This window comes from Streptomyces sp. TM32, assembly GCF_004122755.1.
Taxonomy (GTDB): domain Bacteria; phylum Actinomycetota; class Actinomycetes; order Streptomycetales; family Streptomycetaceae; genus Streptomyces; species Streptomyces sioyaensis.
Map to the genome: position 1 here is coordinate 1 of NZ_SDIG01000059.1, position 21211 is coordinate 21211.

General features: G+C 72.7%; 14 protein-coding genes and 1 pseudogene. 8 read left to right on the plus strand and 7 right to left on the minus strand.

The window, feature by feature from the left end:
• The 5 genes and pseudogenes from EST92_RS31340 to EST92_RS15545 form a co-directional block, all read left to right on the plus strand.
• Positions 1-1646, plus strand: a pseudogene (locus tag EST92_RS31340) (hypothetical protein); the annotation flags it as partial.
• A 106-nt stretch (positions 1647-1752) separates the two neighbouring features.
• Positions 1753-1971 carry a YxD-tail cyclophane-containing RiPP peptide gene (locus EST92_RS15530; RefSeq protein ID WP_129281528.1) on the plus strand — a complete coding sequence of 73 codons (219 nt, stop codon included), beginning with the start codon at positions 1753-1755 and terminating at the stop codon, positions 1969-1971.
• Positions 1972-2129: 158 nt separating this feature from the next.
• Positions 2130-3317, plus strand: a complete 1188-nt coding sequence (locus EST92_RS15535) for an FxsB family cyclophane-forming radical SAM/SPASM peptide maturase (RefSeq protein ID WP_129281544.1) — start codon at positions 2130-2132, stop codon at positions 3315-3317.
• A gap of 112 nt (positions 3318-3429) precedes the next feature.
• Positions 3430-6459 carry an FxSxx-COOH system tetratricopeptide repeat protein gene (fxsT, locus tag EST92_RS15540; protein WP_174244026.1) on the plus strand — a complete coding sequence of 1010 codons (3030 nt, stop codon included), beginning with the start codon at positions 3430-3432 and terminating at the stop codon, positions 6457-6459.
• Positions 6460-6527: 68 nt separating this feature from the next.
• On the plus strand, positions 6528-7040 hold the full coding sequence (locus tag EST92_RS15545; protein WP_254068829.1) for a hypothetical protein: 513 nt from the start codon (positions 6528-6530) through the stop codon (positions 7038-7040).
• Positions 7041-7155: 115 nt separating this feature from the next.
• Here EST92_RS15545 and EST92_RS15550 read toward each other — a convergent pair whose 3' ends face one another.
• The 4 genes from EST92_RS15550 to EST92_RS15565 all read right to left on the minus strand — a co-directional run bounded on the left by EST92_RS15550 (position 7156) and on the right by EST92_RS15565 (position 13904).
• Complete coding sequence (locus tag EST92_RS15550) at positions 7156-10956, minus strand: multifunctional oxoglutarate decarboxylase/oxoglutarate dehydrogenase thiamine pyrophosphate-binding subunit/dihydrolipoyllysine-residue succinyltransferase subunit (RefSeq protein WP_129281529.1); 3801 nt, start codon at positions 10954-10956, stop codon at positions 7156-7158.
• A 237-nt stretch (positions 10957-11193) separates the two neighbouring features.
• Positions 11194-12318: an ATP-binding protein gene (locus EST92_RS15555; RefSeq protein WP_129281530.1), complete on the minus strand. Its 1125-nt coding sequence runs from the start codon at positions 12316-12318 to the stop codon at positions 11194-11196.
• Positions 12315-13055 carry a response regulator transcription factor gene (locus tag EST92_RS15560; protein ID WP_006603143.1) on the minus strand — a complete coding sequence of 247 codons (741 nt, stop codon included), beginning with the start codon at positions 13053-13055 and terminating at the stop codon, positions 12315-12317. The genes EST92_RS15555 and EST92_RS15560 overlap by 4 nt, the downstream gene beginning before the upstream one ends.
• A 75-nt stretch (positions 13056-13130) precedes the next feature.
• Positions 13131-13904 carry a spermidine synthase gene (locus EST92_RS15565; RefSeq protein ID WP_129281531.1) on the minus strand — a complete coding sequence of 258 codons (774 nt, stop codon included), beginning with the start codon at positions 13902-13904 and terminating at the stop codon, positions 13131-13133.
• A gap of 242 nt (positions 13905-14146) precedes the next feature.
• Between EST92_RS15565 and EST92_RS15570 the strand changes: the two genes are divergently transcribed.
• Positions 14147-15061, plus strand: a complete 915-nt coding sequence (locus tag EST92_RS15570) for a rhomboid-like protein (RefSeq protein WP_254068830.1) — start codon at positions 14147-14149, stop codon at positions 15059-15061.
• 51 nt (positions 15062-15112) lie between these two features.
• On the opposite strand, the gene EST92_RS15575 is transcribed toward EST92_RS15570, so the two are convergent.
• Positions 15113-15724 (minus strand): hypothetical protein, encoded by a 612-nt coding sequence (locus EST92_RS15575; RefSeq protein ID WP_161981741.1) that lies wholly within the window; start codon positions 15722-15724, stop codon positions 15113-15115.
• Between the two features lie 85 nt (positions 15725-15809).
• Complete coding sequence (locus tag EST92_RS15580; RefSeq protein WP_129244590.1) at positions 15810-16307, minus strand: YfbM family protein; 498 nt, start codon at positions 16305-16307, stop codon at positions 15810-15812.
• 289 nt (positions 16308-16596) lie between these two features.
• Here EST92_RS15580 and EST92_RS15585 point away from each other — a divergent pair, with 289 nt between their 5' ends.
• Both EST92_RS15585 and lon read left to right on the plus strand, forming a co-directional pair.
• Positions 16597-17460 (plus strand): pentapeptide repeat-containing protein, encoded by an 864-nt coding sequence (locus tag EST92_RS15585; RefSeq protein WP_254068832.1) that lies wholly within the window; start codon positions 16597-16599, stop codon positions 17458-17460.
• Between the two features lie 89 nt (positions 17461-17549).
• Entirely contained in the window at positions 17550-19958 is a 2409-nt protein-coding gene (gene lon, locus EST92_RS15590) for an endopeptidase La (protein WP_129281532.1), read from the plus strand.
• Between the two features lie 60 nt (positions 19959-20018).
• Here the strand turns inward: lon and EST92_RS15595 are convergent, their stop codons facing one another.
• Entirely contained in the window at positions 20019-20879 is an 861-nt protein-coding gene (locus EST92_RS15595; RefSeq protein ID WP_129281533.1) for a lysozyme, read from the minus strand.
• Positions 20880-21211 lie beyond the last annotated feature (332 nt).

Consider the following 21211-nt stretch of genomic DNA (forward strand, 5'->3'; position numbering starts at 1 on the left):
CTGCGGAGGGCGCCGCCCTCCTGGAGCGCTACGAACAGGAACGGACCGTCCGGGACCTGATCGAGGCCGTCCGGCTGCTGCGCGTCGCCGCCGTCCGCCTGCCGGAGGCCGGTACGGACCTCGCGCGCGCCCTGCTGCACGCCTGGGCGACCTGGGGCCAGCCGGACGCCCTGGAGGAGGCGGAGCGGGCGGTGCGCGCCGCGGAACGGGCCACGGCGGCCGAGCCGGCCGCCGGCGACCAGGAGGGCGCCGCCGCCGGCCGGGAGGCCGAGCGCACCCGGGCGCTGATCGTGCTGGGCCAGGTCGGCCATGCCCGCGCCCAGGAGCGCCGGGCCGAGGGCACCCCGGACGAGGAGCGCGACGCGCTGGCCGACGTCGCCCGCCGGCTGCACGCCGCCTGCGGGCTGATGAGCCTGCTCGACCCCCGCGTCCTGGAGAGCATGGTGCTGCGCACCGAGGTGCTGCGCCGGCTGGCCGCGCTGCCCGCACCGGCTCCCGAGCCAGCCGCCGCCGCGGCCGGTGCCCCGGTGGCCGTGCCGGACCCCGACCCGCTCGACGAGGCCGAGTGCTCCCTGACCACCCTCCTCGACCAGTGGCCCAGCGGCGAGGAGGTGCCCGGCGAGGTCTACGCCGCCCGCGGCGGGGTGCTGCTCGACCAGGCCCGCCGGGCCGCCGGCGGCCACCCCGCGGACCCCCGCGCCGCCGAGGCACTCGCCGTACGCGCCGCCGACGACCTCGACACCGCCGTCGTGCTGCTGCGCCGCCGCGGCAGCGCCGCCGACCGGCTGGTGTGCCGGACGCTGCTCGACCTGGCGGCGGCCCGCCAGCTGAACGGCGGCGCGGGGCTGCCGTCCGTCCTGCCGATCCTCGAACGCGCCCGGGCGATGGCCCGTGCCCTCGACGACCGGGCCCTGGAGGCGGACAGCCTGCGCCGTACCGCCGCCGCCCAGCGCGCGGTGCACACCCGCACCGGCGCGCTGCCCGCCCTGGACGCCGCCATCGCCGCGCTGGCCGCCGCGCTCCGGCTGACCACCCCCGATTCGCCCGAGCACAGTGCGCTGCTCGCCGAGCGCGGTGCGGCGCTGCTGCTGCGCGCCCGGCAGGAGCCGGCCGACGGGCCCGGCAAGCGGCTGGCCAACGAGGCGGTGCATGTGCTGCGCGAGGCGCTGGGCCGGGTCGCGCCGCAGGACGCGGACCTCGGCAACCACCGGCTGCTGTTCGGCCGCGCCCTGCGGCTGCGCTACGAACGTCAGCCCTCGCTCGCCGATCTGCACGAGGCCGACTGGATCCTGGAGCTGGCCGCCCGGGGCGCCGACGTCCCCGCCGCGGTGTCGGCCGAGGCCTGGCTCGAAGTGGGCGACGTCCAGCTGCTGCTGGACCGCCGCTTCGACTCCCGGGATCGCCATGACCGCGCCGCCGCCTGCTACCGCCGCGCCGCCGCGGCCGCCCGGCGCGCCGGCAGCGCCCTGCTGGCCGCCCGCGCCCACCACCGCCGCGGCGAGGTCCTGGAGGTCACCGCGGGGTCCCGTTCCGCGCTGCACGCCTACCGCGAGAGCTGGGAGCAGTGGCAGCGCGCCGGCGAGGACACCGGCCAGGAGGCCCAGCGCACCCGCGCCCGTATGCGTGCCCTCGAATCCGCCGCCTGACCGCACCCGGCGGCCCGTCCGGCGGCCCGACCGTCCCTCAGCGCACGTGTTTCTGCGGACGGGAGTCCGGGAACACACCCGTCCAGCCGGCCCAGAGGAGAGCAGCGTGGCGACTACCCCCCGCACCGAACCGGCGGTGACGGACCCACCGGGGCCGTCGGCCGAGCGGCTGCCGGACTTCGCCGGGGTTGACGTGGGCGTTCTCGCGGCGCGGACGGAGCATCCGGTACTGGGCGAGGTGGCGGCGCTGCTGCTGCGCAACTGGCCGTCGGCGGAGGACGCCGTGGCGTACTACGAGGACGGCCCGGAAAAAGCCTGGCATTGACGGTCAGGGACGGTTGTTTTTGGGCAAACGTGCAAGGGAACCGGCCAGTTGCCGGGGGCACTCGGTTCTTCGATCGGCGGCAGAGCCATGTATGAGACGACGGGCGGGAGTTGACCGGCCCGACCGCCGACGAGGGGACGAGGGCAGGGGGCGACGCCGTGGCGGGGGAGACGACCGGCCCGACCGCCGTGGTGCCCTTCCGGCAGTTCGTCCTGAAGGTCCACAGCCGCTGCAACCTCGCCTGCACCTACTGCTACATCTACGCCGGCCCCGACCGCAGCTGGCGCACCCGCCCGCGGACCGTCCCGGCGGCGACCGTCCGGCAGACCGCCCGGCGCATCGCCGAACACGCCCGCACCCACCGGCTGCGCGCGGTGCGGATCGATCTGCACGGCGGGGAGCCGCTGCTCACCGGCCCCGGCCCGCTCCTGGACCAGGCCGCCGCCGTCCGCGCCGCGCTGCCCGCCGGCTGCACCGCCGACTTCGGCGTCCAGACCAACGGGACGCTGCTGACCGCGGACATCATCGACACCCTCGGCGCCACCGGGTTCCGCCTCGGCCTCAGCGTCGACGGCGGCACCCCCGGCCTCAACCGCCGCCGGGTCGACCACGCCGGACGGCCCTCCTGGCCCGCGGTCTCCCGCGCCGCGGCCCTGCTCCACGACCGGCCCGAGGTCTTCGCCGGGATCCTGTGCACCATCGACATCACCGCCGACCCCGCCGAGGTCTACGGCTCGCTGCGCGCACTGGGCCCCCCGATGCTCGACTTCCTCCTCCCGCACGCCAACTGGTCCAGCCCGCCGCCCGCCACCCCCGGCAGGGCCTCGGGCCCGGCCGGCCGCACCCCGTACGGCGACTGGCTGTGCACCGTCTTCGACCTGTGGTGGGACGGCGGCCCCGGACCCCGGGTACGGGTCTTCACCGAGATCCTCGGCCTGCTCCTGGGCCGCCCCAGCTCCAGCGAGGCGGTCGGCCTCTCGCCGGTCGTCGCCGTGATCGTGGACACCGACGGCGCCATCGAACAGGTGGACTCGCTCAAATCCGCCTACGAGGGCGCCGCGGCCACCGGCCTCGACGTCTTCCGGCACACCTTCGACCAGGCCCTGGCACACCCCGGCATGGCCGCCCGCCGCACCGGCCGGGACGGCCTGGGCGACCGGTGCCGCGGCTGCGCCCTGGTGGAGGTGTGCGGCGGCGGCAACTACGCCCACCGCTACCGCGCCGACGGCACCGGGTTCGGCAACCCCTCCGTCTACTGCGCCGACCTGGAACGCCTGATCCGGCACATCGCGGCCCGTCTCAAGGCCGAGGTCACGCCCAACTGGCGGCACCCTCACACGACCTGACGCACTGTCGCCACCAGGAGGGACACTTGGGCTATCGTGCCAAAAAGCCAGGGCGTGCCTGAGGAAACAGCCTGCGCACGCGCGCACCATCGCATCCCAGGGAGACGGTCGCATGGTCGGTCAGGCCACTTCTTCTGGTTCTTCTGGTTCTTCCGATCCCGCCCGCTCCAGCGCACACATCACCATCAGCTATGCCGGCTTCACCCGCCCCTGGGCCGCGTGGATCTCCCACCAGCTGGAGCAGCAGGGCCACGGCACCACCATGCTGCGCTGGGACCCGCAGGCGGACACCGCGCTGGCACAGGAGCTGACCGGCCTGCTGGAGGCCGAGGGCCGGCTGCTGATCGTGCTGGACGACTGGTACTTCCGGCTGGGCCCCAAGACTCCGGACGAGTGGACGGCCGCGCTGCGGGAAGTGGTGCCCCCGCACGCCGACCGGTTCGCCGCGGTGAGCGTGGCCACCCAGAGCCTGCCCGCCACGGCGTCCCTGTTGCGCCCCGCCGACCTGCGCGACCTTGACGCGCGCGAGGCCAACCGCCGGGTGCTGACGCGGCTGGGCATCGCGGCGCCGCACCGACCCGTGGACGAGGACGGGCCCGGCGCGCCCCGCTTCCCGAACGACCCGCCCGAGGTGTGGAACATCCCACGCCGCAACAACCGCTTCACCGGCCGCGACGGCGTGCTCGAAGAACTGCACGGCAAGCTGGCCGGTTCCCAGACCGGCTCGGGCCCGCCGCTGGAGACCCGGCTCGCGCTCTACGGCACCTCCGGCGTCGGCAAGAGCCAGATCGCCGCCGAGTACGCCCACCGCTTCGGCAACGACTACGACGTGGTGTGGTGGATCAGCGCCACCAACCGCGGCGCCGCCCGCGAGCAGCTCGCCGAACTCGCCACCCGGCTCGGGCTCCCCGTCGGCCGGGAGCTGGGCGACCGCATCCGCGCCGTCCACGAAGCGCTCCGCGTCGGCCGCCCCTACCGCCGCTGGCTGCTGATCTTCGACAGCGCCGACGACATGGAGCAGATCGAGGACCTGGTCCCCGACGGCCGGGGGCACGTCCTGATCACCACCCTCACCCGCGACTGGTCGGGCTCCGGCAGCGCCCAGGAGATCGAGGTGCCGCCCTTCGACCGCGTCGAGAGCGTCGCCTACGCCCGGCGGCGCGCGCCGCGGCTGACCCCGATGGAAGCCGATCTGCTCTCCGACGCCGTCCAGGACCTGCCGCTGCTGCTCGCCCAGACCGCGGCCTGGCTCGACGCGAACCCGATGTCCCCCAAGGAGTACATCGAGCTGATCCGGCGCGGTGAGCCCAGCCTCGTCGGCATCCGGATCTCCTCCGACTACCCCATGGCCTTCCAGACCAGCTGGGCCATAACCCTCAACACGCTGCGCGAGCGCAGCCCCGCGGCGGTCGAACTCCTCAAGCTCTTCGCGTTCTTCGCCCCGGACACCATCCCCGTCCCGATGCTCGCCCAGGCTCGCCGCGGCGACCTGCCCGAACACCTCGCCGACCTGGCCGCCGAGCCGATCAGCTGGAACACCGCGCTGCGCCGGCTGACCGAGTCCACCGCCGTACGCCTCGACTACCAGGTCTCCGAGGACGCCGACCCGGCCGTGGAGACCGCGCTGATGCACCGGCTCTACCACCGGTTCCTGCGCAGCGACATGTCCGAGGACGAGCGCGACCAGATGTCGGCGACGGCCTGCCGGGTGCTGGTCACCGCCGATCCGCAGAACCCCTCCGACACCCGCTACTGGGAGCGCTACGCCGAGCTGATCCCGCATCTGGAACCGGCCGGCGTCCTCGACAGCCCCGAACCGGCCGTCCAGCAGCTGCTGCTCAACTGCGTCGAATATCTGCGGGTCCGCGGCGAATACCGGATGGGCCTGCGGCTGTGCGAACAGTTCATGTCCCGCTGGCGCACCCGGCTCGCCGCCACCCAGCGCACCATGCTCGTCCTCACCCACCAGCACGCCAACATGCTGCGCCGGCTCGGCCGCTACCGTGAGGCCGAGGCCGTCGGCAGCGCCGTCGTCGACCAGCTCGCCACCGAGCGCGGGCCCTCCGACGCCGATCTGCTGCGGGCCCAGGACGGTCTGGCCGGGACACTGATGGCGCTCGGCTCCTACGCGCAGGCGTACGAGCTCTTCGACGCCGTCTGGCGCGCCTACACCGAACTCCTGGGCCCGGAGGCGCCCCGCACCCTCTCCTCGCGGCACAACCTCGGCAATGTCCTCACGCTGCTCGGCCGGTACGAAGAGGCCCTGGTCACGCACCGCGAGGTGCTGGACTTCCGGGAGCGCGAACTGCGCACCCGGCACCATCTGACGCTCAACGCGGGCACCGCGTACGCCCGCACCCTGCGGCTGCTCGGCCGCTACCGCGACGCCGCTTCCGCCCAGGAGCTCAACGCCCGGCTGCATCTGCAGGTGATGGGCGCGCACACCCCGCAGACGCTGCGCGCCGAGCACAACCTCGCGCTGTGCCTGCGCCGCTCCGGCGAGGTCACCCGGGCCGCCGCCCTGCTGGCCGACCTCGTCGAGCGCTCCCGCCGGGTGCAGGGGCCGCGCCACCCCGAGACGCTGATGGTGCGTGCGGACCACGCCACCTTCCTGCGCGAGCACGGCGATCTGGGGCACGCCCGGGACCTCGCCGAGGAGGTCGCCGAGCGGTATCGCGCGCTGGCCGGCGAGCGTCACCCCTACACCGTCGGCACCTTGGGCAATGTCGGGCTGGTCCGCGGCGAGTTCGGGGACCAGGCGGAGGCACTGGACCTCGCGGAGGCCGCCCTCCGCGGGATGACCGAGGCGATGGGCCCCGACCACCCCTGGACGCTGGGCTGTGCGCTGAACGCCGGTGCCGCCCGCAGCCGGGTGGACGACGAGGAGGGCGCGGTGGAGCTGGGCCGGGCCACCCTGCGGCGCGCGAAGGACACGTTGGGGGAGAGCCATCCGCTGACGCTGTCCGCGAAGACAGCGCTGGCCGAGGACCTGCGGGCGCTGCGCCGCGGCCAGGAGGCGGCCAAGCTGGAACAGGAGGCCATCGGGCAGCTCGCCGAGACGCTGGGCGCCGAGCACCCGCACACCCTGTCCGCCCGGCGCCGCCGCCGCCCGTACTGGGACTTCGAACCGCAGCCCGTCTGAGTGCCGGGGGCAGGGCCCCGGTCGTTGACACGATGCGGTCGCCGCGGGCGAGTTGGTTGGATGGCGGCATGGACACCACACAGCGCCAGGGGGCGCGCCGCAGCACTCCGGCCTCCGTGGCGGGCAGTCTCGTGGGCGCCTCCGCATGGGCGGCGGCAGGGAAGGGCCTGCGCCTGCTGCCGGCCTCGGTCCGGAGGCTGGCGGTGGGCGTCAAGCAGCCCCGGGGGGCGTATGCGGCACAGGGGGCATGCGGGATCGTGCTGGGGCTGTTCGGATGGGCGGTGGCGTTGTTGGCGGCCCAGGGACTGTTCAACGGGCTGCTGTATCCCCTGGTCGACGCGCACGACTACCAGCACTCCTGGGGCGGGCCCACGCTGGTGGGTGCCTGGGTGGTCCACGCCGCGGTCGCCGTGCCCGTCGCGGTGGCGGCGCTGGGAGTGCTGCGCGGCATGGTCGCCGTCGACCGGGCCAATGAGCAGACGTTGTCCGGGCGGCGGCGCCGCTGGTGGCCGCTGCCGCTGTCGGCGCTGGTGGCGGTCGGCCTGGTGCTGTTCTTCCGGTCGTGGCTGCACCAGGTGTAGGGAGCGGTGACCACCGCCGGCCCGTCCCGTCGGTCTCCGCGCACGCGGAAGGGCCCGCCCCAGGGGGACGGGCCCTTCCGCTGTCCTGCACCGGTCACCCCGGCGACCCGGCGCCTCAGGCGTCGAAGGCCTCCGCGACCAGCTGCGCCTGCTCCGCCTGGTGGCGCTTGGCGGAGCCGACGGCCGGCGACGAGGAGTGCGGCCGGGAGATCCGGCGCAGCCGCTCGCCGTGCGGCACATCGGCGCCGACGGCCAGGTCGAGGTGGTCGATCAGGTTGAGGCCGAGGAACGGCCACGCACCCTGGTTCGCCGGCTCCTCCTGGGTCCACAGGTACTTCTCGGCGTTCGGGAACTTGGCGATCTCCGCCTGGAGCTCCTTGCCGGGAAGCGGGTAGAGCCGCTCGATACGGACGATCGCCGTGTCGGTCGCGCCGCGCTTCTCCCGCTCGGCCTCCAGGTCGTAGTAGACCTTGCCGGAGCAGAAGATGACCTTGCGGACGTCCTCGGGCTTGACCGTGGAGTCACCGATGACGGGGCGGAAGCCGCCCGTCATGAACTCTTCCGTCCTCGACGCCGCGGCCTTCAGACGCAGCATCGACTTCGGGGTGAAGACGACCAGCGGCTTGTGGTGCGGGTTGTGGACCTGCCAGCGCAGCAGGTGGAAGTAGTTCGACGGCAGGGTCGGCGCGGCGACCGTCATGTTGTTCTGCGCGCACAGCTGGAGGAAGCGCTCGATCCGGGCCGAGGAGTGGTCCGGGCCCTGGCCCTCGTAGCCGTGCGGGAGCAGCAGGGTCACACCGGAGGTCTGGCCCCACTTCTGCTCCGCCGAGGAGATGAACTCGTCGACGACCGTCTGGGCGCCGTTGACGAAGTCACCGAACTGCGCCTCCCACATGACCAGCGCCTCCGGGCGGGCCAGGGAGTAGCCGTACTCGAAGCCCATCGCCGCGTACTCGCTCAGCAGCGAGTCGTAGACGTTGAAGCGGGCCTGGTCCTCGGAGAGGTAGAGCAGCGGGGTGTAGTCCTCGCCGGTCTCCCGGTCCACCAGCACCGCGTGGCGCTGGCCGAAGGTGCCGCGGCGGGAGTCCTGGCCGGCGAGCCGGACCGGGGTGCCCTCCATCAGCAGCGAGCCGATGGCGAGGGTCTCGCCCATGCCCCAGTCGATGGTGTTGTCCTCGACCTGGGCGGCGCGGCGCTGCAGCTGGGGCAGCAGACGCGGGTGGACGGTGACCCGCTCGGGGATGTTGACCTGGGACTCGGCGATCCGCTTGACGACCTCCTGGGAGATCGCGGTGTCGACGTACACCGGGAACTCCGCCTTCGGCTGCGGCACCTCGGGGGCGGCCGGCGTCGTCGTGGCGTCGCGGACCTCGGTGAAGACCTTCTCCAGCTGGCCCTGGAAGTCCTGCAGCGCCTGCTCGGCCTCCTCCAGCGTGATGTCGCCGCGACCGATGAGGGACTCGGTGTAGAGCTTGCGCACCGAGCGCTTCTTGTCGATCAGGTCGTACATCAGCGGCTGGGTGAAGCCCGGGTTGTCGGACTCGTTGTGGCCGCGGCGGCGGTAGCAGATCAGGTCGATGACCACGTCCTTGTTGAACGCCTGGCGGAACTCGAAGGCCAGACGGGCCACGCGGACGACGGCCTCGGGGTCGTCACCGTTGACGTGGAAGATCGGCGCCTCGATCATGCGGGCCACGTCGGTGGCGTACATGGAGGAGCGGGCCGACTCCGGGGCGGCGGTGAAGCCGACCTGGTTGTTGATGACGATGTGCACCGTGCCGCCGGTGCGGTAACCGCGCAGCTGGGACATGTTCAGCGTCTCGGCGACCACACCCTGGCCGGCGAACGCCGCGTCACCGTGCAGCTGGATCGGCAGGACGGTGAAGTCCGTGCCGCCCTTGTTGATGATGTCCTGCTTGGCGCGCGCCACACCTTCGACGACCGGGTCGACGGCCTCCAGGTGGGAGGGGTTGGCGGTCAGCGAGACCTTGATCTGCTCGCCGTCCAGGCCGGTGAAGGTGCCCTCGGCGCCCAGGTGGTACTTCACGTCGCCGGAGCCGTGCATCGACTTCGGGTCGAGGTTGCCCTCGAACTCCCGGAAGATCTGCGCGTAGGACTTGCCGACGATGTTGGCGAGCACGTTGAGGCGGCCGCGGTGGGCCATTCCGATGACGCACTCGTCCAGGCGCGACTCGGCCGCGGAGTCGATGACCGCGTCCAGCAGCGGGATGACGGACTCACCGCCCTCCAGCGAGAAGCGCTTCTGGCCGACGTACTTGGTCTGCAGGAACGTCTCGAACGCCTCGGCGGAGTTCAGCCGGCGCAGGATGCGCAGCTGCTCCTCGCGCTCGGGCGACTTGTGCGAGCGCTCGACCCGGTCCTGGATCCACTGGCGCTGCTTGGGGTCCTGGATGTGCATGAACTCGATGCCGGTGGTGCGGCAGTACGAGTCGCGCAGCACGCCCAGGATGTCGCGCAGCTTCATCATGGACTTGCCGGAGAATCCGCCGACCGCGAACTCGCGCTCCAGGTCCCACAGGGTGAGGCCGTGCTCGGTGATGTCGAGGTCGGGGTGCTTGCGCTGGTGGTACTCCAGCGGGTCGGTGTCGGCCATGACGTGGCCGCGGACCCGGTAGGAGTGGATCAGCTCGAAGACCCGGGCGGCCTTGGTGACGTCGTCGTCGTGCGAGGCGTCGATGTCCTTGAGCCAGCGGACCGGCTCGTAGGGGATCCGCAGCGACTTGAAGATGTCGTCGAAGAACTCGTTCTCGCCGAGCAGCAGCTGGTTCATGATCCGCAGGAACTCGCCGGAGGCGGCGCCCTGGATCACGCGGTGGTCGTAGGTGCTGGTCAGCGTCATGACCTTGGAGACACCGAGCTTGTTCAGGGCGTCCTGGGAGGTGCCCTGGAACTCCGCGGGGTAGTCCATCGAGCCGACGCCCATGATCATGGACTGGCCGGGCATCAGCCGCGGCACGGAGTGGACCGTGCCGATGCCGCCCGGGTTCGTCAGCGACGCGGTGACCCCGGTGAAGTCGTCCATCGTCAGCTTGTTGTCGCGGGCCCGGCGGACGATGTCCTCGTAGGCCTGCCAGAACTCGAAGAAGGTCAGCGTCTCGGCCTTCTTGATGGCGGCGACGACGAGCTGGCGCTCACCGTTCGGCTTCACCAGGTCGATGGCCAGACCGAGGTTGACGTGCTCGGGCTTGACCAGCGTCGGCTTGCCGTCCTTCAGCGCGAAGGAGTAGTTCATCGACGGCATGGCCTTGAGGGCCTGCACCATCGCGTACCCGATGAGGTGGGTGAAGGAGACCTTCCCACCCCGGGCGCGCTTGAGGTGGTTGTTGATCACGATGCGGTTGTCGAAGAGCAGCTTCACCGGGATCGCGCGGACGGACGTGGCCGTCGGCAGCTCCAGGGAGGCGTTCATGTTCTTCGCAACGGCGGCCGACGGGCCGCGCAGCGTGACGAACTCGGGACCGCCCGTGGCCTCGGCGGCCGGCTCGGCCGCCGGCTTCGCGGCGGGCCTGGCCGGGGCGCTCTTGGCCGGGGCCGCCTGAGCGGGCGCCGGAGCGCTCGCGGCGGGCTTCGCCGGGGCGGCCGGGGCCGGCGCGGCGTCGGCGGCGGCGGACGGCTTCGGCGCGGCGGCGGGCGGCGCTGCCGGGGTCGACTGCGCCGGGGCGGCCGCGTCGGGGGCAGCGCCCTCCGCCGGCTGGCCCGGCGCCGTGGTGGCGCCCGGCTTGTAGTCGGCGAAGAAGTCCCACCAGGCTCGGTCTACCGAGTTCGGGTCCTGGAGGTACTGCTGGTAGATCTCGTCGACGAGCCACTCATTGGGACCGAACGCGGCGGCAGGGTTCTTTCCCTGCCCCTCGTGGTCGGTCGAGATGCTCGAGCTGTTGGGGGACTGTAGCGACACGGCGGCAACCGCCCTCTTCCGCTTCCTAAGGTGGTGGACAGCGGGAATAAAGGCTACGCCTGTTGTGACCCCTGATGCAGGCCGGGAGGGGTACTCGTCGCGTACGTCACATTCCCGGAGGGGTTTCGGGGCAGGACTTGGCGGGAAACACACGGAGTTTGCCTGTGTCCGGGTAGGCGGCATCGCCGCGACACCCGCGGACGAGTGCTTCCACCACCGACCCTACGTCAGCGGGCGTCAGCTTCGAGCTGACTCCAGCCCCGGAAGAGTGACCCGGATCCGGCAACCGCGGGGTGATTCCGCCACGCCGATGCGTCCGCCGTGCAGGTCCACCGCCCAGCGCGCGATGGCCAGGCCCAGGCCCGTACCGCCGTCGGAGCCGGGGCCCGAGGGGGCCGGACCGCCGCGGTTGAAGCGCTCGAAGACCCGGTAGCGCTCCGACTCGGGGATGCCGGGACCCTCGTCCTGCACCTCCAGCTCCAGGCTCTGCGGGCCCTCGCCGCGGCGGGCGTGCACCGTGACCCGGCCGTGCCGGGGGCTGTGCTTGATCGCGTTGTCGATGAGGTTGGCGACGACCTGGTGCAGCCGCTCGGCGTCCGCGTGCGCGGTCAGCTCCGGCGGCGAGACATCGAGGTGGAGATGGACGTCCGTACGGGTGTGGGTGCCGGAGCCGGCCAGCCCGGAGAGCGTGGAGGCGCCGCGGCTCATATTGGCCTCCTTGAGCACCCCGGACAGATACGGCCAGACCTCGAAGCGCCGGGCGTGCAGCGGCACCACGCCGTTGTCCAGCCGGGACAGGTCGAGGAGGTGCTCGACCAGGCGGCCCAGCCGCTCGGTCTGCTTCAGCGCCGTACGCATCGTCTCCGGGTCCGGCTCGCAGACCCCGTCGACGACGTTCTCCAGGACGGCGCGCAGCGCGGCGATGGGGGTGCGCAGCTCGTGCGAGACATTGGCCACCAGTTCCTTGCGGTGGGTGTCCACCGCCTCCAGGTCGGCCGCCATCCGGTTGAAGGCGTCGGCCAGGGCGCCGAACTCGTCGCGGCGCTCGGAGCGGACCCGGCGGCTGTAGTTGCCGTGTGCCATCGAGCGGGTGACATCCGTCATCTCGTCGAGCGGCGCGGTCAGGCTGTTGGCCACGAACTGGGTGATCAGCAGCGAGGCGATCACCGAGAAGATCGTGATCACCCGGATCTCGGTCGCGGAGTGCATCGCGACGAACACCAGCAGTGTGGTGATGATCACCGAGACGCTGACCAGTGCCCCGAGCGCCGCCTTGACGGAGCGGTACGGGTCCAGCGGGCGCAGCCCCTCCCAGATCCGCTGCCACAGCCGGCTCAGGGGCGTTCGCCACCACCGCGTCATGCGGCCGGGGTCTCCAGGGCGTAGCCGACGCCGTGGACCGTACGGATCCGCTCGGCGCCGATCTTGCGGCGCAGCGCCTTGATGTGGCTGTCGACCGTACGGGTGCCGGAGGCGTCCGCCCAGTCCCACACCTCGGCCAGCAGCTGCTCACGGGAGAGCACCGCGCGCGGGGTGTTCGCCAGGCAGACCAGCAGGTCGAACTCGGTGGGCGTCAGATGGACGTCCGCGCCGCGCACCCGCACCCGGCGCTGGGCGTGGTCGATCTCCAGCTCGCCCAGCCGCAGGATGCCGCTGCGCGGGGTGTGCGCGGCCAGTGCGGCGCGCTCGACCCGGCGCAGCAGGACGTGCACCCGGGCGGCCAGCTCCCGCATCGAGAACGGCTTGGTCATGTAGTCGTCGGCGCCCACGCCCAGGCCGACCAGCATGTCGGTCTCGTCGTCCCGGGCCGTGAGCATCATCACCGGCACCGGGCGCTGGGCCTGGACCCGGCGGCACACCTCCAGGCCGTCGAAGCCCGGCAGCATCACGTCGAGGACCAGCAGATCGGGCTGCCAGGCCTCGGCGGTCTCCACCGCGGCCGGGCCGTCGGTGGCCGTCTGCACCTGGAAGCCCTCGGCGCGCAGCCGGGCCGCGATGGCCTCGACGATCGTCGGGTCGTCCTCCACGACCAGTACCCGGCGCTGGGCACCGGGCGTGGCGGCGGTGGCGCCGCCCTGCGTTGTCTGAGTCTGGTCCATCGGCCCGCCCCTGCATTGCCCCTGCGTGGTCGCGTCTTGCTGGGCAGCAGCGTACGGCCATGGTGTGACTGTCGGCTACGCGCCCTTGCGCGCAAGATGGACCACGTCGGGGACGCCTCGGACAACCGGGATCTCTTCCGTATGTACCCCGCTGAATCCGGCATTTCGCAGGGCTTCCTCGAAGGCCGGCGAGGGTTGCGCGGACCAGACGGCGAGCACGCCGCCGGCCGTCAGGCGGTCGCGGCAGGCGGCGAGCCCGGCGGGTGAGTAGAGGCTGTTGTTGTCCTCGGTGACGGTCCAGTCGGGACCGTTGTCGATGTCCAAACACAGGGCGTCGTAGGTGTCTTGGCCCGCTTCCGTGCGCAGATGGGCGACCAGGTCGGTGTGCAGGATCTCGCTGCGCGGATCGGCCAGCGCGTCCGCCGAGACGGCCGACAGCGGGCCCGTGCGGTGCCAGTCGATGACCGCTTCCTCGCGCTCGACCACGACGATCCGGCCCCAGCGCGGCTGCCGCGCCGCGTGCGCCAGGGAGAAGCCGACGCCGAGGCCGCCGATCAGTACGGAGGGGCGGGGGCGGTCGGCCGGCAGGGCGGCCAGCGCGGCGTCGATCAGCAGGCGTTCGGAGCGGCCGTCGGAGGTGTCCATCAGGAAGCAGCCGTTGGCGATGATCTCGTAGATCACGGCTGCACCGGAGGGGGGAGTGCCGCCCGTTCCCGGGGTCGCGGGGGTCGCGGGGGTCGCGCCCCGTTGGCGCAGCACCACCTCTCCGTAGGGGCCCTCGCGGCGGTCGAGCGTGAACGGGGCCTCAGGGTGGCCGGCCGGGGTCTGCGCGGGAGTAACGGGAGCCATGGCGCCATGGTGGCCAATACGGGGCGCACCGGTCCAACGCTCCGGGAGGAAGTCCGCCGCCATCCGGGCGGACGTGGCGACATGGGTGACGGTTGCCTCATGTGAGGGATATCACTCACACAGGTTCTTCATGGGTTGAGCATGCAGGCTGGTCCGGAACGTTGATCAGGACAGAGCGATCACGACCGAGGGACACGGGCGTGGCTCACCGGAAGCGCCATGAACGGAAGGGGCCTCGGACCGTGAGCTGGCTGGGAACCGCCGACAGAATGCGGACCGGACGCGCGCCGTCCGGCGCACCGGGACGCCGGCCGGCTCCGGGCGCCGGCCCGGACGCGCAGCCGGGTCTGCTGCCGGGGATACCCCGGCAGCGCGGCGGCCGGGCGCCCGCGGCCCAGGAGATGCCGGACCAGGAGGCCACGACCGGTCAGGACGGGACGCCGGCGGGCGGCCGGCGCGGCGGGCGCGTGCGCTCCTGGCGGTTTCTGCCCTGGCGGTTGCTGCCCACCCCGGCCGGCACCCCCTTCACCTTCGGGTACGCCCTGCTGCTCGTGGCCACCTCGCTGCTCGCGGAGTACGGCGACCCGGGGCTGGTGTCCGAGCTGCTGCGCGGCTCCAGCACGGACGTCGCCCATCTCGCGCAGTCCCCGCTGATGGTGCTGGTCGCCAGCGCCCTGTGGATCGCCGGCGGGATGACCTCCGCCTATGCCATCGGTTTCCTCTTCGTCCTGACGGCGCTGGAGCGGCGGCTGGGCGGACTGCGCACCGCCGCCGTCTTCTTCGGCGGCCATGCGCTGGCCACCCTCGCCACCGAACTGCCCGTCGCCTTCTCCGTCGCCGCCGGCCGGCTGCCCGAGACGTCCTTGCACCGTCTCGACTACGGCATCAGCTTCGGCGTGATGACCTGCATCGGAGCCCTGGCGGGCCTGCTGCCGGCCTGGTTGCGCTGGCCGCTGCTGGCCGGCGTCGGCTATCTGGCCGTGACCGACCTGCTCGCCTACGCGGACCCGATGACCGACTGGGGCCATCTGCTCTCGCTCACCCTGGGCGTGGCCGCCTGGCCGCTGCTGCGCCGCTGGCGCACCCACCGCACCCGCCCGGTGCCGCTCCTCGCCGACCTGCGCCGCCCGGTGCTGGAGGGCGCACGGACGTCTTGAGGGTGGCCGGGGCTGCCTGTGCGGACGTGCTGAGAGGGCGGGGCCGCGGCATTACGGCCGTACGGACGTCCCGAGCCTCTCGCGGTCCTGCTTTTCGCGGTCGTGGTCCTGCGGCCGGGCCGCGGACCGGTACGTGTGGGTGATGGCGTAGGCGCAGCCGCCCAGCAGGGCCGTGCCCGACAGCACACCACTGACGAACGGCACCCACACCACGGCGGAGGTCGCCGCCATGCCCAGCCCGGTCACCCCGAGCGCGGTCAGGGCGGCACCGGGGACGGCGAGGCCGCGCCGCTTCCGGAGCGCCGCCAGCGCGAGGACGTGCAGACCGACGATCAGCGCGATCCAGGCCACCGAGGTCTCCTGGGGGGCGCCGCCCTCCCGCAGCGCGACATTCCCGCCGATCAGCAGCGCCACCTCGGCCCCCACGACGAACGCGAACTTCCCCTGCAACCAGTCCGCCCCGGGCGCCTCGGGGCCGTCGGCCGCGGGCCGACCGCGGCGCCCGGCCCGCCGGGCGAGTGTCAGCAGTCCGGCGAAGATGAGCACTGCCAGCACCCGCAGGGCGTTGCCGAGCACCGGGTTCAGCGGGGCGTGCGCATGGGCGACCACGAGGACCGTTCCGAAGAATGCGCCGATGAAAACTCCGGACATGCGCTGCAACATGCCGCGAAGGTAGCAGTCATGACGGGGCGTGAGGGAGGACGCGGCGCGGCGTGCGCCGCCCTCTGGGGTACCCGGGCGGCGCCCGCTATCCGAGCCACATGAGCACACCGTCCCCCTGCTCCGCCGCCGCGCACAGGAACGGCCGCAACAGCTCGTAGTAATCGCGCACATAGTCCAGCGGCTCGCCCCGCTCCCAGACGATCGACGGGTACACCTCCGCCGCGGCGAGGTCCGCCGGGCCGACACCGGCCGTCAGGTCGTCACCGGATATCTCCGCCAGCGCCGCGGCGGCCTTCTGCACCTGTTCGGGGGTGAGATGGCGGGGCGGACCGTAGCCCCAGTCGTCGGCGCCCGGGACGGGCTCCTCGCCGTGGACGATGTCCACCGGGAAGGCCGCCCGGCGCAGCAGGAATCCCAGGGCGTCCCAGGCCTTGTCGACGTCCAGGCAGCGCGCGAGCGCGGGCGGCGGGCACTCGTCGGCCTCCGCCTCCCGCCGCGCGTCGACCAGCGTCAGCGCCCACTCTGGATCGCCGAGGGCGCGGTCGAGTTCGGCAGGGGTGACACGTGCGTACTCTCCGATCATGCTCATGGTCCGAGGCTAGGTGCGACCACTGACAACGCCCGCTGCCCGGCGCGGTGGTGCCGGCGGGCCACACGGAACCGGCCACGCACGGCGCCCCGGCGCCGCCTGGGAGAATGGCCGCCCCTTCCGGGCGCGGCCCTGCGCGGCGCCCGCCGGCCGCAGGAGTGCACGCGCCTTGTCCTCTCACCGCAAGCCACCGGTCCGCAGCACGCAGTCGGTCCGCGGCAAGCAATCGGTACGCAGCAAGCAACGGGTAGGCCGTGAGCAACGGGTGGGCCGCGAGGAACCGGTGGGCCGCGAGCTGGCCGTTCCGGACGCCGTCGATCCCGGCCTGCGGGCCGACTGCGGCAGTTGCTTCGGGCTGTGCTGCGTCGCGCTGCCGTTCGCGGTCTCGGCGGACTTCGCGATCGACAAGGACGCCGGCCGGCCCTGCCCCAACCTCCGTACGGACTTCCGCTGCGGGGTCCACTCCCAGCTGCGGCAGCGCGGCTTCACCGGCTGCACCGTCTTCGACTGCTTCGGCGCCGGGCAGAAGGTCTCCCAGGTCACCTTCGGCGGACAGGACTGGCGGAGTGCCCCCGGGACCGCCCGGCAGATGTTCGATGTCTTCCCCGTCATGCGGCAGTTGCACGAGCTCCTGTGGTACCTGACCGAGGCGCTGACCCTGCCGGCCGCCCGCCCGGTCCACGCCGGGCTGCGGGCCGCGCTGGAGAAGACCCAGGGCCTGACCCGCGGCAGCGCCCCGGAGCTCCTGGCGCTGGATGTGCCGGCCCACCGGGGCGAGGTCAACGCCCTGCTGCTGCGCACCAGCGAACTGGTCCGGGCGGGGGTCCCGGGCCGTAAGAAGCAGCGACGGGGCGCCGACCTCATGGGAGCCCGCCTCAAGGGAGCCGGCCTCCGGGGCGCCAACCTCCGCGGGGCCTGCCTGATCGCCGCCGACCTCACGGGTGCCGATCTGCGCGCGGCGGACCTGATCGGCGCCGATCTGCGGGACGCCGACCTCGCCGGCGCCGACCTCACGGGCGCCCTCTTCCTCACCCAGGCACAGCTCAACGCGGCCAGGGGCGATGCCACCACCACACTCCCGCCGTCCCTGACCCGCCCCGCCCACTGGCAGGCGGGGCCCGCCGCCCCGGAAGGCCCCCGCCCCTGATCGCTGACAGCGAACGCGCCTGGGGGAACATCTCCGGGCCCTGCGGCATTGAGTGAGAAAAGCTCAACTTGCTTGCCGAAGGGGAGATCATGGCTTCGACGTCCACATCGCTCACTCTGCCCGTGCTGCCCCTCGATGACGAGGTCGTGCTCCCCGGCATGGTGGTGCCCCTGGACCTGTCCGACGCGGACGTCCGCGCGGCGGTGGAGGCCGCGCAGGCCGCCGCCTCCTCGGGCAACAAGCCGCGGGTGCTGCTTGTGCCCCGCATCGACGGGACGTACCCGGGCATCGGCACCCTCGGGCGGATCGAGCAGGTCGGCCGGCTGTCCGACGGCGACCCCGGGGCCCTGATCCGCGGCCTGGCCCGGGTGCGGATCGGCTCCGGCACGACCGGGCCCGGTGCCGCGCTCTGGGTGGAGGGCACGACCGTCGAGGAGACGGTCCCCGACCCCCTGCCCGGTGCGGTGGCCGAACTCGTCACGGAATACAAGGCGCTGGCCACCAGCTGGCTGCGCAAGCGCGGTGCCTGGCAGGTCGTCGACCGCGTCCAGCAGATCGAGGACGTGCCGACGCTGGCCGACAACTCCGGCTACTCGCCGTTCCTGACCACCGAACAGAAGGTCCGGCTGCTGGAGACCACCGACCCGGTCGCCCGGCTGAAGTTCGCCACCGAGGCGCTGCGCGAGCACCTCGCCGAGCAGGATGTCGCCGAGTCCATCGCCAAGGACGTCCAGGAGGGCGTCGACAAGCAGCAGCGGGAGTTCCTGCTGCGGCGGCAGCTGGAGGCGGTCCGCAAGGAGCTCGCCGAGCTGAACGGCGACCCGGAGGACGAGGGCGACGACTACCGCGCCCGGGTGGAGGCCGCCGACCTGCCCGAGGAGGTCCGCAAGGCCGCCCTCAAGGAGGTCGACAAGCTGGAGCGGTCCAGCGACCAGAGCCCCGAGGGCTCCTGGATCCGCACCTGGCTGGACACCGTCCTGGAGCTGCCGTGGACCGAACGGACCGAGGACGCCTACGACATCGCGGGCGCCAAGGAGGTCCTGGACGCCGACCACGCGGGCCTGGAGGACGTCAAGGAGCGGATCACCGAATACCTGGCCGTCCGCAAGCGGCGGGCCGAGCGCGGCCTCGGGCTGATCGGCGGGCGCCGCGGAGGGGCCGTGCTGGCGCTCGTCGGGCCGCCCGGTGTCGGCAAGACCTCGCTGGGTGAGTCCGTCGCGCGGGCCATGGGCCGTAAGTTCGTCCGGGTCGCGCTCGGCGGCGTCCGGGACGAGGCCGAGATCCGCGGCCACCGGCGGACGTACGTCGGCGCGCTGCCCGGCCGGATCGTCCGTGCCATCAAGGAAGCCGGGTCGATGAACCCGGTGGTGCTGCTCGACGAGATCGACAAGGTGGGCTCCGACTTCCGGGGCGACCCGGCCGCCGCCCTCCTGGAGGTCCTGGACCCGGCGCAGAACCACACCTTCCGCGACCACTACCTGGAGGTCGAACTCGACCTCAGCGATGTGGTCTTCCTGGCCACCGCCAACGTCCTCGAAGCCATCCCCGAGCCGCTGCTCGACCGGATGGAGCTGGTCCGCCTGGACGGCTACACCGAGGACGAGAAGGTGGTCATCGCCCGGGACCACCTGCTGCCGCGCCAGCTGGAGCGGGCCGGTCTGGAGCCCGGCGAGGTGACCCTGGAGGACGACGCCCTGCGCAAGCTGGCGGGCGAGTACACCCGTGAGGCGGGCGTACGGAATCTGGAGCGCTCGGTCGCCAGGCTGCTGCGCAAGGTCGCCGCCCGGCACGAACTGGGCGAGCAGGAGCTGCCCTTCACCGTGGGCGTGGACCAGCTGCGCCCGCTGATCGGGCGGCCGCACCACACCCCCGAGTCGGCACAGGACCCGTCCGAGCGGCGCACCGCGGTGCCCGGTGTGGTCACCGGTCTCGCGGTCACCGGCGCCGGCGGCGACGTGCTCTACGTGGAGGCCTCGCTCGCCGATCCGGAGACCGGTGCGTCCGGGCTCCAGCTGACCGGTCAGCTCGGCGACGTCATGAAGGAGTCCGCGCACATCGCGCTGTCGTTCCTGCGCTCCCACGGTGCGGAACTGGAGCTCCCGGTCGCCGATCTGAAGGAGCGCGGTGTGCATCTGCACGTACCGGCGGGCGCCGTGCCCAAGGACGGCCCGAGCGCGGGCGTGACGATGACGACGGCCCTGGCCTCGCTGCTGTCGGGCCGGCAGGTCCGGCCGGACGTGGCGATGACCGGTGAGGTCTCGCTGACCGGGCGGGTGCTGCCGATCGGCGGCGTCAAGCAGAAGCTGCTGGCGGCGCACCGCGCCGGGATCACCACCGTCATCATCCCCCGGCGCAACGAACCGGACCTGGACGACGTACCGGCCGAGATCCTCGACTCCCTGGAGGTCCACCCGGTCGCGGACGTCCGCCAGGTGCTGGAGCTGGCGCTGACCCCGGCGTCGAACGGCGCCGCACCGGAGGTTCCGGTCGCGGCCTGAGACGAGGGACGGCCCGTGCTTCCGCGACGGGAGCACGGGCCGACCCGTAGGGGGCAGCCCTCAGCCGTTGGCGAGGGCCTTGAGGCGGTCCAGTGAGCCGTTGAAGCGGTTGTGGTCACCGACCGTCGGACCGGAGGAGGTGTACTGCCAGATGGTGTGGAAGCCCCAGCCGGCCGGGAGTTCGCCGACCGAGGAGCCGTAGCGCGGGATCCACAGCGGGTTGACGGCGCCGAAGGCCGTGGAGTTGCCGGTGCACTGCTTCCACCAGCTGGTGGAGGTGTAGAGGACGGCGTCGCGTCCGGTGCGGGCCTTGTAGGTCGCGAACCAGTCCTTCATCCAGTTGACCATCCCGGCCGGGCTCAGCCCGTAACAGGTGGACCCGTAGGGGTTGTACTCCATGTCGAGCGCGCCGGGCAGCGTCCTGCCGTCCTTGGACCAGCCACCGCCGTGGCCGGTGAAGTAGGTGGCCTGGGCGGCGCCGCTGGAGGTGTCCGGAGTGGCGAAGTGGTACGCGCCGCGGATCATGCCGACGGTGTAGGAGCCGTTGTACTGCTGCGCGAAGGACGGATTGGTGTAGCTGGTGGACTCCGTCGCCTTCACATAGGCGAAGCGGACGCCGCTGTTCCAGAGCGTCGACCAGGAGACGCTGCCGTTGTGGCTGCTGACGTCCACCCCTTCGACGGACGCCGTGAGCGAGGCCGCGGGCGGTGCGCCGCCGGCCGCGGTGCCCTCGTGCCGGGCGATCTGGGAACCGGCCCAGTCCTGGCCGGGGTGGCGGGGTTCGGGCGCGCGCCGGACGGCCGCGGCGCCCGCCGTGCCGGAGAGGCCGAGAAGAAGGGAAAGGAGGGAGAGCAGGACCCCGGCCACGAGCGCCAGGGAGCGTGCGGGCCGGTGGGGGGAGCCGGATCTGAGCACGGACATACGTGCCTCCGAAGATCTCGGTGGATGGCTGAGGGGGGAAGAGCCGACGGCATGGCCGGGTGCGGGACACGGAGGTGCGGACACGGAGGGTGCGGACACAGCCATGGGGGCACAGCGAGGTGGACACAACGAGGTGGACACAGCGCTGCGGTGTCCGGGACGCGCGGGGGACCCGCGGACGTCCGGGGCCGAGGGGGACGGCCATACCGGAAATGACGATACGCGCGTAGACCACGTGCCAAAAGAGGGTCCGCGGGCTGCCGTTGGTCTAATCCTGCGAAATACTGGCCGAGCTGCGGCTTCGGCCGCCGCGGGCGGAAACTTTCAGGTGA